This is a genomic window from Ruegeria sp. BI12, from assembly GCF_056537985.1.
The window spans coordinates 2,244,924-2,259,849 of sequence record NZ_JBQFSL010000001.1; the positions used below are offsets into that span (position 1 = coordinate 2,244,924).

The following is a 14,926-nucleotide window of genomic DNA, read 5'->3' on the forward strand; positions in this document are numbered from 1 at the left end:
TGGTCCGATCAATCCCCATGGACCTTCATAGTCGCTTTCCCGGCATCGCCGATCTGAAACACCGCGCCCAGCGCAGGATACCTCACTTTGTCTGGGAGTATCTGGACAGTGGAACCGGCGTTGAGGCCACGTTGCGCCGCAATCGCGACAGCTTGGACCGCGCCGGCTTTCTGCCTTCGATCCTCCACGGGCCGTTGGAATTTGACACCTCGACCAAGTTTCTGGGGCAGACCTACCCTTTGCCTTTCGGCGTTGCTCCGATCGGTATGGCAGGCTTGATCTGGCCCGATGCCGAAGGCCACTTGGCCCGTGCCGCTGCCGAAGCTGGGTTGCCCTTTACCTTGAGCAATGTCGCCTGCCAAAGCCCCGAGGACGTCGCGCCCCATCTAGGTGAAAACGCTTGGTTTCAGCTGTATCCGCCTAAAGATCCGGACATTCGCAAAGATCTTCTGAATCGGGTCCGGGATGCTGGCTTTACCACGCTTGTAATGACTGCAGACGTTCCGGTTGCATCCAGACGCGAACGTCAGACACGCTCGGGCCTGACCAATCCACCACGATTGACACCGCGCTTGCTGGCCCAAATCGCAATGCGGCCTGAATGGGCGCTTGGAATTGCGCGCAGTGGGCCTCCGCGGATGCGGACACTGGACAAGTATACGGACAACTCCAGCAACCTGCCACCAACCGCACATGTTGGATATTTGCTCCGTACGTCTCCGGATATGGACTATGTCCACTGGCTGCGCGATGCCTGGGATGGTCCACTGATCGTGAAAGGCGTACAGCGCCCTGAAGATGCGGAACCGTTGCAGCAGGCGGGTGTGGACGCTCTGTGGCTATCAAATCATGGCGGTCGGCAATTTGACGGCGCCCCGGCCAGTATCGACGCCCTTCCCGCCATTCGCGCGGCCACCGACTTGCCCCTGATCTTCGACAGCGGGATTGAAGGTGGTTTGGACATTTTGCGAGCCAAGGCCTTAGGGGCCGATTTCGTGATGTTGGGCCGTGGCTTCATGTACGGACTTGCCGCCCTGGGCGCAAAAGGCCCAGCCCACGTTATCGACATTTTGCGGCAGGACATGCACGCGAACATGGGCCAATTGGGCGCCGAGTCGCTGAATCACCTACCGCCCATTACCCCGCTTGTTCATGCCGCGATGCAGCGTTAATAAGAAGATAGCGCTAACAGGGGGCGTTTGCGAGCGTTAACATGCCGGTTCTACCCAGAACGACTGATATACGTACGCGTATTGTCCGCCTATCAACACGGCCAAACAAGTAGGACCGGGACCCGACATGACTGAATTCAACAAGATCCTGATCGCCAACCGAGGCGAGATTGCCATTCGCGTGATGCGCGCAGCTAATGAGATGGGCAAGCGTACCGTTGCCATCTTTGCCGAAGAGGACAAGCTGGGCCTGCATCGTTTCAAAGCGGATGAGGCATATCGCATTGGCGAGGGCATGGGGCCTGTTGCCGCCTACCTGAGCATCGACGAGATCATCCGCGTCGCGAAGGAATGCGGGGCGGACGCGATCCACCCCGGCTATGGCCTGCTGTCCGAAAACCCGGACTTCGTGGATGCTTGCGTGCAAAACGGTATCACCTTCATTGGCCCCAAGGCCGAAACCATGCGCGCCCTGGGCGACAAGGCCAGCGCGCGCCGGGTGGCCATCGCCGCAGATGTACCTGTCATCCCGGCGACAGAGGTTCTAGGCGATGACATGGATGCGATCCGCGCCGAGGCGAAGGAAATCGGTTATCCGCTGATGCTCAAAGCGTCCTGGGGTGGCGGCGGGCGCGGTATGCGCCCGATCCATTCGGAGGATGAGCTAGAAGAGAAGGTTTTGGAAGGTCGCCGCGAAGCCGAGGCCGCATTCGGCAATGGAGAGGGTTATCTGGAAAAGATGATCATCCGCGCGCGTCACGTCGAGGTGCAGATCCTGGGCGACAAGCACGGTGAGATCTATCACCTCTATGAACGCGACTGCTCAGTCCAGCGCCGGAACCAAAAAGTTGTCGAACGCGCCCCTGCCCCTTACTTAAGCGAAGAACAACGCGCCGAGATCTGTGAACTGGGTCGCAAAATCTGCGCGCATGTGAATTATGAATGCGCCGGCACGGTTGAATTCCTGATGGATATGGAAACCGGCAAGTTCTACTTCATCGAAGTGAATCCGCGCGTGCAGGTGGAACACACGGTTACCGAAGAGGTCACCGGTATCGACATCGTTCAAGCTCAGATCCTGATCGCCGAGGGCAAAACCCTAGCCGAAGCCACAGGTGCCGCCAGCCAGGCAGACGTGCATCTGACCGGCCACGCGCTGCAAACCCGGATCACTACCGAAGATCCGCAAAACAACTTTATCCCCGACTATGGCCGTATTACCGCCTATCGATCGGCCACCGGCATGGGAATCCGTTTGGACGGCGGCACGGCTTATGCAGGCGGGGTCATCACGCGGTACTATGACTCGCTGCTGACCAAGGTGACCGCCAAGGCACCAACGCCCGAAGCGGCGATCGCCCGGATGGACCGCGCCCTGCGCGAGTTCCGTATTCGGGGCGTCAGCACCAATATCGACTTTGTCATCAACCTGCTGAAACATCCGACTTTCCTGTCGAATGAATACACCACCAAGTTCATCGACACGACGCCGGATCTGTTCACCTTCAAGCGCCGCCGCGACCGGGGCACCAAGGTGCTGACCTATATCGCCGACATTACGGTGAACGGCCATCCCGAAACCAAAGACCGCCCCGAACCACGCGCTGACTTGAAAGAGGCCAAGGCACCTGCGCCAAAAGCCGAGGCACAGATGGGCACCCGCAACCTGCTGGAACAAAAGGGCCCGCAAGCCGTGGCCGACTGGATGAAGGCGCAGCGTCAGCTTTTGATCACCGACACCACCATGCGGGACGGCCATCAGTCTTTGCTGGCGACCCGGATGCGGTCGATCGACATGATCAAGGTCGCGCCAACCTATTCGGCCAACCTGCCACAGCTGTTCTCGGTCGAATGCTGGGGCGGTGCAACATTCGACGTGGCCTATCGGTTCCTGCAAGAATGCCCCTGGCAGCGTCTGCGCGACCTCCGCGAAGCGATGCCGAACCTGATGACCCAAATGCTGCTACGCGGTGCAAATGGGGTTGGCTATACCAACTATCCCGACAACGTGGTGCAGGAATTCGTTCGTCAGGCGTCGCAGAATATCGACGTGTTCCGCGTGTTCGACTCTCTGAACTGGGTTGAGAATATGCGCGTCGCCATGGACGCAGTTGTTGAGAACGGCAAAATCTGTGAAGGAACGGTCTGTTACACCGGTGACATTTTGGACCCGGATCGCGCCAAGTATGACCTGAAGTACTATGTCGGCATGGCGAAAGAGCTGCGCGATGCGGGTGCTCATGTCCTTGGCCTCAAGGACATGGCGGGGCTATTGAAACCAGCCTCGGCGCGCATCCTGATCCGTGCACTGAAGGAGGAGGTCGGGCTACCGATCCACTTCCACACACACGACACCGCAGGCATTGCCAGCGCGACCATTCTGGCGGCATCAGAGGCCGGCGTGGACGCGGTTGATTGCGCGATGGATAGCTTCTCAGGCAACACCTCGCAGGCGACGCTAGGGACAGTGGTCGAAGCGCTGCGGCATACCGAGCGTGACACTGGGCTGGACATCAAATCCATCCGTGAGATCAGCGATTATTTTGAGGCGGTCCGTGGGCAATATGCGGCCTTCGAATCCAGCCTGCAGGCCCCGGCATCCGAGGTCTATCTGCACGAGATGCCCGGCGGTCAGTTCACTAACCTCAAGGCGCAGGCGCGGTCGTTGGGGCTGGAGGAACGCTGGCACGAAGTCGCCCAGATGTATGCGGACGTGAACCAGATGTTCGGTGACATTGTGAAAGTGACACCGTCGTCCAAAGTCGTTGGTGACATGGCGTTGATGATGGTCAGCCAGAACATGACCCGAGAGCAGGTCGAAGATCCGAATACAGATGTCGCCTTCCCCGACTCGGTCGTGGACATGATGCGCGGCAATCTGGGTCAACCACCCGGCGGGTTCCCAGACACCATCGTCACGAAAGTGCTAAAAGACGAAGCGCCCAATACAGATCGCCCCGGCAAGGATGTCCCGCCGGTTGACCTTGAGGCTACACGTGCCGAGCTGTCCAAACAGCTGGAAGGCAAAGAGGTCGATGACGAGGATCTGAACGGTTATCTGATGTACCCCAAGGTTTTCCTGGACTACATGGGGCGCCACCGGACCTATGGCCCTGTTCGAACGCTGCCGACCCGCACATTCTTCTATGGAATGGAGCCGGGCGAAGAAATCACGGCTGAGATCGACCCAGGCAAAACGTTGGAAATCCGCTGTCAGGCCATCGGTGAGACCGATGAAAAGGGCGAGGTCAAAGTGTTCTTTGAGCTCAACGGCCAACCACGTGTGATCCGGGTGCCGAACCGTTTGGTGACCTCAACGACGCAGTCCCGACCAAAGGCTGAGGCAGGTAATCCCAACCACATCGGCGCACCGATGCCTGGCGTTGTTGCCACCGTTGCCGTGACTGTCGGCCAAGAGGTCAAGGAAGGCGATATGCTGTTGACCATCGAAGCGATGAAAATGGAAACCGGCATCCATGCCGAGCGTGATGCGACGGTAAAGGCCGTTCACATCCAGCCGGGCGGTCAGATTGACGCAAAGGACCTACTGGTCGAACTGGAATAACCGACCTAACGTTCTCAGGAACAAGGGCCGTTCGGGTAACCGGGCGGCCTATTTTTTTGAAAGGAGCAGACCATGCTGTCCATCACCCCTGTCTACGCCGCATTGCTGGCACTTCTTTATGTCACGCTCAGTGTGCGGGTCATCCTGCAACGCCGCAGCGACAAGATTTCATACGGTGATGGTGGAAACACTGGCATGCTCAAAGTAATGCGCACTCATTCCAACTTTGCCGAATACGCGCCATTCGCACTGCTGCTGATCGCCATGGTCGAGCTACAGGGTGCCGGTGCGTGGCTGGTCAACCTGTTGGGCCTTGGTATTCTGGCCGGGCGGGTGCTGCACGCTTATGGGTTCGGGCGCCAACCGCAGATTGTGATTCTGCGCCAGATCGGCATGTTGTTGACCTTCGCGGTGATGGTAATTGCGGCAATATCCAGCCTTTTGATGGCACTATGAGCGGGCGGCGGGGTCATCACCCCGCCAAAATCCGCGTTTCGATTCGGGGCGCTTCCATAAAGAAAGGCTCCGCTTCGCCCAAACGATTCTGATCCGTGTCTCCGATGGTTGACGCCAGCAAAATCATCGCCGCTAGGGCCGCCATCTTCAGGTCCTTAAAATACGCCATTTATGTCACCTCCGCCGTTTCTATTCTTGGATGCTTTGGTTCTTGAACGGTTGAGAGACACAATTCCGTCGCAAAGAATTTTCCTCTTTTTTGCTTTTTCCGCTTGCAGGCATGCGTGGGAATTTATACATCCCTCCTCACTCAACGGCGCGGGCGTAGCTCAGGGGTAGAGCATAACCTTGCCAAGGTTAGGGTCGGGCGTTCGAATCGCCTCGCCCGCTCCATTGAGAGACCGAAAGGTCGAAAATATGTATCTGATGCGGGCGTAGCTCAGGGGTAGAGCATAACCTTGCCAAGGTTAGGGTCGGGCGTTCGAATCGCCTCGCCCGCTCCAGATACAAACCTCTCTGAACATGCTGGTTCTTTCGGTGCCGTTGCGGCATCCTCGTGATTACACGCAATCACGACAGAGGTGCGCCCATGCCAGAATACGTAATTCGTGCTTTGACAGAAGACGAGGTTCAAACGGCCGTCGATTGGGCTGGTCAGGAAGGCTGGAACCCCGGCCTGCACGATGCTGTTTGTTTCCGCAGTTCCGATCCCGAAGGGTTTAAGGGTGGATTTTTAGATGGGCAGATGATTGCATCGGCTTCGGCCGTGAATTACGATGATAACTACTCGTTTTTAGGGTTTTATATCGTGCGCCCCGAGTATCGCGGATCGGGATATGGGTTGCAGGTTGCCGAGGCCGTCAAAGCGCATTGCCAGGACCGGAACATGGGTATGGACGGCGTAGTCGAGCAGCAGGACAATTACCGCAAATTCGGGTTCGATCTGGCCTATGACAACTATCGTTTCTCAGGCACAGTCGGCGGAATTCTGGGTCAGTTAGGTCGGTCGCAGCACGATCAGGTCATCCCTCTGAACGCCCTGACGGATGAGTTGAGGCAGTATGACCGTGGCTTGTTCCCTGCCCCGCGCGACACATTCCTTCACGCATGGCTGGATGCGCCCAATCACGCCTCTCGGGTGTTTGAGGAAGACGGTCAAATCAGGGGATATGCAACGCTGCGCCGTTGCCTGAGTGGATACAAGGTCGGCCCTTTGTTCGCAGATAGCCCTGAGATCGCTCAGACCCTTTTGGTGTCGCTGCTGACGACACTTCCCGCCGATCAGTCGGGGGCCGAGGTGTTCATCGACATGCCAAACCCCAATGCGCACGCTATGGCAATGGCGCAACAGTTGGGGTTGACCAAAGTATTCGAAACCGGCCGCATGTACTCCAGCCATGCGCCGGACATTGATCTGGACCGAATTTATGGAATCACGACATTCGAATTGGGATAAGCGCGTTCCGCGCGCGACATATTAAAAGGAAATCAAACTATGCCCGGCACCACCCAAAAGCGATTGCTGCTTGAGATGTTTGAGAACCTGCCGGGCATAGCTTTCATGCTTTTGTTTCGGGCCACAGACGATCTGCAATTGGCTGGGTGGGTCGGAACGGTTCTGGCCGCCTCGGTTTGCGTCACCTATGTCAGGAAAACGCTGCGCCCTCAGCCCATTCTACTTGGGATCAACGTCTTCATGGTGGCTATCACGCCGCTCATCGAAAGCCTGATCATGCTAGGTTACCGCAACGCTGCAACCCTTTTGACCGAGAACATCGCAACCCTCGTTCTGATCAGTGTGTTTGTGACGGGTGCCATTTTAACCCGGTTCAGAACGGACGGTTTTCTGAACTATCAGACCAGCGGAACGAAACAAAAACGCGCGCATTCTGCCGTTTTGCTGTTTGTCTGCGCAATCGCAATCGTGTGGTCGTTACTGGCCGGAGACAATTATTTGGTCTCACTTGGCATTCCGCTGATGGTGTTGTTTGGCGTACATCAGTTGCTCCGGGCGGGAACAACTGATCAGCAAGCACGCAATGGCGCGGTTCTGGCCTGTACTTCTTCACAAAGCTCGGTGTCCGAGGCGTCGATCTGACTCAGAACGCCTTGAAGGTCATGGTAGTCAAAGACCGCTCGATATTCGGTATCACCAGCAGGTTTTCATTGATGAAATGGCCGACATCGTCCGTTTCCGGGATGTATAGCTTGAGCATCAGGTCATACTCGCCGCTGGTTGAATACAGCTCGGAATGAATTTCGCGTAGCGCGATCTCTTCGGCGACCTTGTAGGTGGTGCCAGGCTTGCAGCGGATCTGGATGAAAACGCAGGTGGACATGATTTGGACCTGTTGATTGAGTTTCCGGCAGGCTGGCATGGCAGGACACCGGGTGCAATCCCCTGCAACAGATTGCAGCGAAAGCAACGGTTGGACTGGATAAGCCGGTCAAACCCCGTCTATAAGCGCGCCTGTAGCAAAAGGAATTCGCCCATGCGCAGCGCAAAGATCAGCCGTCAGACCGCCGAGACCGAGATTACGGTCGAAGTCAATCTTGACGGGACCGGCACCTATGACAACCAGACCGGTGTTGGGTTCTTCGATCACATGCTGGACCAGCTTGCGCGCCATTCGCTGATCGACATGACGATTAGCGCCAAGGGCGATTATCATATCGACGACCACCACACTGTCGAAGATACCGGTATTGCACTGGGCAAGGCGTTGACGCAGGCCTTGGGCGACAAGAAAGGCATCCGTCGCTATGGCGAGTGCCACTTGCCCATGGATGACGCGCAAGTACGCTGCGCGCTGGATCTGTCGGGTCGCCCGTTCTTGATCTGGAACGTGGACCTGCCGACCCCTAAGATTGGCAGCTTCGATACCGAACTGGTGCGTGAGTTTTTTCAAGCGCTCAGCACGCATGGCGGCATCACGCTGCACATCGACCAACTACACGGCTTCAACAGTCACCACATTGCCGAGGCCGCGTTTAAAGCCGTCGCACGTGCTTTGCGTCTGGCGGTTGAAACCGATCCGCGCAAAGCGGATGCGATTCCGTCCACGAAGGGCGCGCTGTAAATGCTGACGGCCATTATCGACTACGAAAGCGGCAACCTGCACTCGGCCGAAAAGGCGTTTCAGCGCATGGCGCGTGAGGTGGATGCCGGTGAGGTTGTCGTGACCTCTGACGCCGACGTCGTTGCACGTGCGGACCGGCTGGTTCTGCCCGGTGACGGTGCTTTTCCGGCCTGTGCAGCCGAGTTGCGCGGCCACAAAGGTATCTATGACGCAATGGTTGAAGCGGTCGAACAGAAAGGCCGACCCTTTCTAGGCATCTGCGTGGGTATGCAATTGATGGCCTCCAAAGGCCATGAATACTCCGAAACCGACGGCCTGGGTTGGGTCGCGGGTGACGTCGTGCGGATCGAACCGGCAGACAAAGCACTGAAAGTGCCGCATATGGGCTGGAACGATCTGGTTCTGGAAAGCGATCATCCGGTCTTTGCTGGCGTAAGAACGGGCGACCACGCCTATTTCGTGCACTCCTACCATTTCCGGGTCAGCGATCCGTCGCAACGGCTGGCCTATGTGGAATACGGGCAGGAAGTCACGGCCGTGATCGGCCGTGACACTATGGTTGGTATGCAGTTTCACCCTGAGAAGAGTCAGGAAGTCGGGCTGCGCATGATCGGAAATTTCCTGACCTGGAAACCCTGATCGGTTACTGAACCCGCGTCCAGTCCTGCCCGCGGCACACCAGACCGCCCGCGACACAACCTTTGACTGTCAGTTTGTTCTGGCTGTCCAGTGTCATTTTCGAACTGTAAGTTTTGTCGCGGTCCGGGGCCCAGATCTTGCCGCCGCCATAGTTGCCGCCGCCGTCGGGCACCATATCCCAGATGATCTGCTTGCCGAGGTTTTCATACTCCAACTGCTCATTTCCGTCTTTATCAAAAGCGGTGTCAATGGTGCCACAGATCGCGCTGCCACATTCAGCGATCGAGACATGCAGATAGCCCCCTGTGTCGCCCGGCTCGGTCTTCCAAAGCCCGTCAACCGGATCAGCGGCAAAAGCAGCGCTGGCCAGTACAGCGAATCCAGCTGCGAGTGTAAATGTCTTCATGATTTCCTCCCTTATTTCCGCTCAGTCTGGCCCGGCTGGGCAATTCCGGCAAGATTGACTTGGCGTCGCGTTGCATCCCCTGCCCCGCATGTGCGATATCCCGCGCGAACAGTTTTGATATAGGGCCGCCTCACATGATCCTCTACCCCGCCATCGACCTCAAAGACGGCCAGGCCGTACGCCTGCTGCGCGGTGAAATGGACCAGGCGACCGTGTTCAACGATGACCCTGCCGCGCAGGCACGGGCCTTTGTGGACGCTGGCTGTGAATGGCTGCACTTGGTCGACCTGAATGGCGCATTCGCAGGTGAACCCGTGAACGCCGCCCCGGTCGAGGCGATCCTGAAGGAATGCAATGTACCTGCGCAGCTTGGTGGCGGGATACGTGATATGGCCACGATCGAAACCTGGATCGAAAAAGGCTTGGCGCGAGTTATTCTCGGCACCGTAGCAGTCGAAAACCCCGATCTGGTGCGCGAGGCCGCTAAGGCTTTTCCGGGCAAGGTTGCCGTCGGCATAGACGCGCGCGACGGGATGGTCGCCACTAAAGGCTGGGCCGAGGAAACCAACGTCAAGGTCACCGACCTGGCCCGCAGCTTCGAGGACGCGGGCGTTGCGGCCATCATCTATACCGATATCAACCGCGACGGGGCGATGCAGGGCCCGAACATACAGGCAACGGCGGATTTGGCCCGCGCTGTGTCCATCCCCGTTATCGCCTCGGGTGGGGTCAGTTCTTTGGATGATCTAATCGCCCTGCGTGATTGCGGCGTGGCGCTGGATGGCGCTATCTCGGGGCGGGCGCTTTATGACGGCGCGATTGACCTGTCGCAGGCCATTCGCGCCCTAAGCTGATCACTCGGCCGCGACCGAAGTCAGTTTGGCAAGCGCACCTCGCATCTTTTCTATGACAGGTGACTTCTCGACTTCGTCAAACTCGTCCATCGTCTCTTTGGGATCCTCGTAGGCCAGCCAGACCTGTCCGTTCGCGTCTTCGTATGCCTGCACTTTTAGCGGGAGGAAAAGCCCCGCGCGTGGATCTATCTGCATCGCGGGGGTGCCCAGTGCCGGGTTGCCAAAGATCAGTACCTGGTTTGCAGGGATGCTCATGCCAACCTTTTCCGCACCCGCCGCGTGATCAACGCGGGCAAAGACAGTCGCGCCCGCATTGCCGACAGCCGCTTCCAGAGCGTCCATCGCCTCTTGCACCGATTTACTTGTGTTTACCTTGATGATGTCATCGGCCATTGCGGACATCGCCCCTCCAAAAGTCAAAATTGTTGCCAGTATCAGATTTCGCATATCGGGTTTCCTTCTATGATTTCCAAACAAATTGTCTCAGTTTTTCACTATCTTACAATCACAACTCCGGCATCAGCGGAGCGTTGCCACGTACCCGAAAATTCGCTGCTCGACGTTCGCACGGACCGTTCCGCATTCAGGGACAATAACCCATTCTGACAGATATTTTACCTAGCTTAGCCTAAACTTGGTCTTAATTGGCCTGTAGCAATTCGCCAACGACCTCGAGCAGGGATTTCCGCCGTGAGTATTGCGAGCACAGAGTATTCGAACAATTCTTGGTTCAGAATTGCAATCATATTTAGTTTTTGCGTGACGGTATTTGTCAGTGCTGCTTTGTTGTTTTTTGTCCAGCCCCTGTTTGCCAAGCTGGTCTTGCCGCAAATCGGTGGCGCGCCAGCGGTTTGGACGACTGCGATGCTTTTTTTTCAGGTGGTTTTGATCGTGGGCTACATTTACGCTCACGTGCTGACGAAATGGATACCCCTGCGCTGGCAGTTGGTTACTCATCTGGCCCTTTGGGCGGCTGCACTCACCTACCTGCCCCTCTCAATAAGCGATGGCTGGAGCTATGACGCATCCAGCTCCACTGCACTGCAAACCCTAAAATTGTTTGCCGTGGGCGTTGGCCTACCATTTGCGGTTCTGTCAGCGAACGCGCCTTTGCTTCAAGCGTGGTATTCGCGGTCCGGCGGACCTTCGGCTGACGACCCCTATTTTCTCTACAGCGCAAGCAACGTGGGGTCACTGCTGGCCCTTTTGGCCTTCCCACTACTTGCGGACCCCCTGCTGGGTGCGAGTGCGACCAGTGATATTTGGTCCATCGGGTTTGTCGTCTTCGGCGGACTGATGGCGATCAGCGGCCTGTTTGCACTCCGCGGATCAAGCAGCGTCAATGCCCCAATCGCAACCGATATCGCGATTAGCACTCCAAAGCTAAAGCAGATCGCAACCTGGATTGTGATCGCCTTTGTACCTTCATCTCTGATGCTTTCTTTCACCACGAAAGCCAGCACGGATCTGGGTTCAATCCCATTGATTTGGGTTGTACCTCTGGCGACTTACCTTCTGACCTTCATTTTCGCCTTTGCAAAACTGAAATGGTTGAGTGTCAAATCCCTGCACATTCCAATGATTTTGGCGCTGGCGACTGGCGCAGTCCTTTTGTCCAATCTGATCGACCATCACAAAACCCCGATCGTATTTTTGCTGTATGTTCCGGTTCTTTTTGTAATCGCCCTCTTTGCACACAGATTGCTATACGAAATGAGACCTGCGGCAGAGCAATTAACAGTGTTTTACATCGCATTGTCGGTGGGCGGTGCATTCGGCGGATTGTTCAATTCCATTCTCGCCCCGTTGGTGTTTGCCCAGGAAGTCGAGGCGCACCTGACATTTATTTTGGCTGCTGGATTGCTCTTGATCGGAAAAGGCGCAATTAGCCCCAGGAACCTGGCATTTGGTCTGATCGTCAGCTACCCGATCCTTTTCGCCTTCGGTATGATCGATGGAATAGAGCCACTTGGAAAGGGCGCTTTGCGCGCGGTTGTTGCATCCGCGATGCTGCTGACCGCATTGTTCCTGTTCCGCAATCAACCTGCACGCATCATCGCCATTATCGCAGCACTTATGTTGCCGGTTCTTTGGCCGCAAAAGGGCGCGCTGCTTCAGGATCGAAGCTTTTTTGGAACCCACGGTGTGTACTCGAAAGCGGGTCTCAGAGTTTACCGAAACGGAACTACGCTGCACGGTTTGCAGTTGGAATCGGAGTTTGGCAAGAAACCTACGCCTAAGTCTTACTACTACCCCAATGGGCCAATGGCTCAGGTCATAACGTCTGAATTCGGGCGCCAAGCCGACAGTATTGGCATTGTCGGCCTCGGGGTCGGCGCTCTGTCCTGCTACAAGCTTCCAACTCAGGAATGGGCATTCTTTGAAATCGATGCCTTGGTGAATCAGGTGGCACGCGACCCATCCCTTTTCACCTATATTTCAGAATGCGCGCCGAATTCGCCAACGCATCTTGGTGACGCGCGCATCGTTCTGGCTCAGACAGACTATTCCTTCGATATTCTGGTCCTGGACGCATACAGTTCTGACGCGATCCCTTTGCACCTGACAACAGAAGAAGCAGTGCAGATGTACACAGAACGACTGGCTGACGACGGTATTCTGGTCTTCCACATTACCAACCGCTACTACGATCTGCTCGACCCACTTGCGCGGATTACGGACAAGCTTGGTCTTCATATGGCACACCAGTTTCATCAAATCGAAACGGGTAGCCAAGAAATTGGCGCACATAAATCGCACGTTGTGATCGTTAGCCCAGAACAAGCTAGGATCGACAGTTTTGTCCAGAACGGCAAATGGCAGCCCGTGGTTTCGGATGGGGGTGAGCCGTGGACGGATGACAAGGCCAACCTACTGTCCGCGCTCAGATTGCTTAAAGACAAACAGCAGTAGAACCGGCGCTGTATCTCAGCCAGTGATTTACCCCGCCGATTTCCGAAAGGTGTCCCAACGCCACTGGAAACGGCGGGGTTTTGCCGATACAGGTGCGTCAACAAAGGACGCTGGCATGCTAAAAACTCGTATCATTCCCTGTCTGGATGTCGCCGATGGACGCGTTGTCAAAGGTGTCAACTTCGTTGGCCTGCGTGACGCAGGCGATCCTGTGGAATCAGCCAAAGCCTATGATGCGGCAGGCGCGGATGAGATCTGTTTTCTGGACATTCATGCCACTCATGAAAATCGTGGCACCATGTTCGATGTGGTTCAGCGCACGGCAGAACAGTGCTTTGTTCCTCTGACGGTCGGCGGAGGTGTCCGCACCAAAGACGACGTGCGTGCGCTGTTGCTGGCGGGTGCCGACAAGGTCAGCTTCAATTCGGCCGCAGTCGCCAACCCGGATGTCATCGCAGAAGCTGCCGATCAGTTCGGCAGCCAGTGTATTGTGTGTGCCATCGACGCAAAAACAACGAGCCCTGGCAAGTGGGAGATCTTCACCCATGGCGGCCGCAAGCCAACAGGCATCGACGCGGTTGAGTTCGCCAAAACTGTCGTCGCCAAAGGCGCTGGAGAAATCCTGTTAACCTCGATGGACCGCGACGGCACCAAAGCCGGGTTCAACCTGCCCCTGACCCGCGCAATCTCGGACGCGGTGGACGTGCCGGTGATCGCCTCCGGCGGCGTTGGCAACCTGGACCATCTGGTCGAAGGTGTGACGAAAGGCGGGGCGAGTGCCGTGCTGGCCGCCTCGATCTTTCATTTCGGCGAATACACCATTCGCGAAGCCAAGGAACACATGGCAGCGGCTGGTATCCCCATGAGGTTGACATGAGCATCCTGCACGAACTGGCCGCTACGATCGAGACCCGCAAAGATGCGGCACCTGATTCCAGCTGGACCGCAAAGCTGCTGGCCAAAGGTCCGGAAAAATGCGCCGAAAAATTCGGCGAGGAAGCCGTTGAGGCCATCATCGAAGCCGTTAAAGGCGACAAAGACAAGCTGACGGCCGAGGCGGCAGATGTCCTCTATCACTTGCTGGTCATGCTGGCAGCGCGAGACGTTGCACTGGACGACGTACTGGCCGAACTCGCCCGACGCCAGGGCACAAGTGGCATCGCAGAAAAAGCATCACGCCCCAAGACCTAAGGGCGGGTTCCGTCCTGCCGCCCCGCCCTATATAGTCAGGGATCAATGTGGGGCCGACCGAGGGGCGCGGGAATGACCAGAGCTTTTGCCAGTTTAATGGCTTTGCTTTCGCTTGTGATGATTGCCGCGTGTTCGGCACCGCCGCGCACGACAGGTGATGAGGTCCAAAGGTTGGCAACGGAAATCCGAAACCTTGGTCCGGATATAGACCCCGAAGAGGCCGACCGAGCAGCCCGCATAGCCTATTCCTATACCGCGCAACTGGTACAGGAATATGAAATCACCGACCCTCCGCTGATTCACAATGCCAAGGTCAACAAAGGTCTGCGACCGCGCGGGCTGTGCTGGCATTGGGCAGAGGATATCGAACGTCGACTGAAGCAAGAGAACTTCCAGACATTGGAATTGCACCGTGCAATAGCCAACGCGGACAACCAGTTCAGAATCGACCACAGCACCGCAATTATCAGCCGCAAAGGCGCGACGATGTATGACGGCGTGGTGCTGGATCCATGGCGATATGGCGGCGTGCTGTTCTGGTCGCCCCTGGTGGAAGACACCAGATATGACTGGGTGCCCCGAAACGTTGTGCTGGAGAAGCGCCGGCAGGAACAGTACGGGGCATTGCTGCCCTATGTCAGCGGCTAGCC

General features: G+C 56.8%; 16 protein-coding genes and 2 tRNA genes. 14 read left to right on the plus strand and 4 right to left on the minus strand.

All coding sequences use genetic code 11. From position 1 onward, the window contains the following. The first annotated feature begins 17 nt into the window (after positions 1–17). From ACR0AK_RS11315 to ACR0AK_RS11325, 3 genes are all read left to right on the plus strand, one after another. On the plus strand, positions 18–1,172 hold the full coding sequence (locus ACR0AK_RS11315) for an alpha-hydroxy acid oxidase (protein ID WP_480793367.1): 1,155 nt from the start codon (positions 18–20) through the stop codon (positions 1,170–1,172). A gap of 127 nt (positions 1,173–1,299) precedes the next feature. Beyond that, on the plus strand, positions 1,300–4,737 hold the full coding sequence (locus ACR0AK_RS11320; protein WP_170558623.1) for a pyruvate carboxylase: 3,438 nt from the start codon (positions 1,300–1,302) through the stop codon (positions 4,735–4,737). A 72-nt stretch (positions 4,738–4,809) separates the two neighbouring features. Continuing rightward, entirely contained in the window at positions 4,810–5,193 is a 384-nt protein-coding gene (locus ACR0AK_RS11325) for an MAPEG family protein (RefSeq protein WP_480793368.1), read from the plus strand. 16 nt (positions 5,194–5,209) lie between these two features. Here ACR0AK_RS11325 and ACR0AK_RS11330 read toward each other — a convergent pair whose 3' ends face one another. Beyond that, positions 5,210–5,362, minus strand: coding sequence for a hypothetical protein (locus ACR0AK_RS11330; RefSeq protein WP_480793369.1), 153 nt, complete (start codon positions 5,360–5,362; stop codon positions 5,210–5,212). A 149-nt stretch (positions 5,363–5,511) separates the two neighbouring features. Between ACR0AK_RS11330 and ACR0AK_RS11335 the strand changes: the two genes are divergently transcribed. The 4 genes from ACR0AK_RS11335 to ACR0AK_RS11350 all read left to right on the plus strand — a co-directional run bounded on the left by ACR0AK_RS11335 (position 5,512) and on the right by ACR0AK_RS11350 (position 7,291). Continuing rightward, a tRNA-Gly gene (locus ACR0AK_RS11335) sits at positions 5,512–5,586 on the plus strand. A 35-nt stretch (positions 5,587–5,621) separates the two neighbouring features. After that, positions 5,622–5,696 (plus strand) — tRNA-Gly (locus tag ACR0AK_RS11340). An 86-nt stretch (positions 5,697–5,782) separates the two neighbouring features. Further along, on the plus strand, positions 5,783–6,649 hold the full coding sequence (locus ACR0AK_RS11345) for a GNAT family N-acetyltransferase (protein ID WP_480793370.1): 867 nt from the start codon (positions 5,783–5,785) through the stop codon (positions 6,647–6,649). 39 nt (positions 6,650–6,688) lie between these two features. Continuing rightward, complete coding sequence (locus tag ACR0AK_RS11350; protein WP_480793371.1) at positions 6,689–7,291, plus strand: hypothetical protein; 603 nt, start codon at positions 6,689–6,691, stop codon at positions 7,289–7,291. A gap of 1 nt (position 7,292) precedes the next feature. On the opposite strand, the gene ACR0AK_RS11355 is transcribed toward ACR0AK_RS11350, so the two are convergent. Then, complete coding sequence (locus tag ACR0AK_RS11355; RefSeq protein WP_170558633.1) at positions 7,293–7,532, minus strand: Lrp/AsnC family transcriptional regulator; 240 nt, start codon at positions 7,530–7,532, stop codon at positions 7,293–7,295. 153 nt (positions 7,533–7,685) lie between these two features. Here ACR0AK_RS11355 and hisB point away from each other — a divergent pair, with 153 nt between their 5' ends. Next, positions 7,686–8,273, plus strand: a complete 588-nt coding sequence (gene hisB, locus ACR0AK_RS11360; RefSeq protein WP_480793372.1) for an imidazoleglycerol-phosphate dehydratase HisB — start codon at positions 7,686–7,688, stop codon at positions 8,271–8,273. Beyond that, positions 8,274–8,912 (plus strand): imidazole glycerol phosphate synthase subunit HisH, encoded by a 639-nt coding sequence (hisH, locus tag ACR0AK_RS11365; protein ID WP_170558637.1) that lies wholly within the window; start codon positions 8,274–8,276, stop codon positions 8,910–8,912. It begins immediately after the preceding gene. Between the two features lie 4 nt (positions 8,913–8,916). Here the strand turns inward: hisH and ACR0AK_RS11370 are convergent, their stop codons facing one another. Further along, complete coding sequence (locus ACR0AK_RS11370) at positions 8,917–9,318, minus strand: DUF2147 domain-containing protein (RefSeq protein ID WP_170558638.1); 402 nt, start codon at positions 9,316–9,318, stop codon at positions 8,917–8,919. 134 nt (positions 9,319–9,452) lie between these two features. On the opposite strand from ACR0AK_RS11370, the gene hisA reads away from it, so the two are divergent. Continuing rightward, positions 9,453–10,172 (plus strand): 1-(5-phosphoribosyl)-5-[(5-phosphoribosylamino)methylideneamino]imidazole-4-carboxamide isomerase, encoded by a 720-nt coding sequence (gene hisA, locus ACR0AK_RS11375; RefSeq protein ID WP_170558640.1) that lies wholly within the window; start codon positions 9,453–9,455, stop codon positions 10,170–10,172. Here the strand turns inward: hisA and ACR0AK_RS11380 are convergent, their stop codons facing one another. Beyond that, entirely contained in the window at positions 10,173–10,619 is a 447-nt protein-coding gene (locus ACR0AK_RS11380) for a DUF302 domain-containing protein (RefSeq protein ID WP_254452900.1), read from the minus strand. A 312-nt stretch (positions 10,620–10,931) separates the two neighbouring features. On the opposite strand from ACR0AK_RS11380, the gene ACR0AK_RS11385 reads away from it, so the two are divergent. The 4 genes from ACR0AK_RS11385 to ACR0AK_RS11400 all read left to right on the plus strand — a co-directional run bounded on the left by ACR0AK_RS11385 (position 10,932) and on the right by ACR0AK_RS11400 (position 14,924). After that, on the plus strand, positions 10,932–13,085 hold the full coding sequence (locus ACR0AK_RS11385) for a spermidine synthase (RefSeq protein ID WP_480793373.1): 2,154 nt from the start codon (positions 10,932–10,934) through the stop codon (positions 13,083–13,085). A 115-nt stretch (positions 13,086–13,200) separates the two neighbouring features. After that, positions 13,201–13,962 carry an imidazole glycerol phosphate synthase subunit HisF gene (gene hisF / locus ACR0AK_RS11390; protein ID WP_480793374.1) on the plus strand — a complete coding sequence of 254 codons (762 nt, stop codon included), beginning with the start codon at positions 13,201–13,203 and terminating at the stop codon, positions 13,960–13,962. Continuing rightward, positions 13,959–14,276, plus strand: coding sequence for a phosphoribosyl-ATP diphosphatase (locus ACR0AK_RS11395; RefSeq protein ID WP_480793375.1), 318 nt, complete (start codon positions 13,959–13,961; stop codon positions 14,274–14,276). The genes hisF and ACR0AK_RS11395 overlap by 4 nt, the downstream gene beginning before the upstream one ends. A gap of 72 nt (positions 14,277–14,348) precedes the next feature. Next, on the plus strand, positions 14,349–14,924 hold the full coding sequence (locus ACR0AK_RS11400) for a hypothetical protein (RefSeq protein ID WP_480793376.1): 576 nt from the start codon (positions 14,349–14,351) through the stop codon (positions 14,922–14,924). The last annotated feature ends 2 nt before the right edge of the window (positions 14,925–14,926 follow it).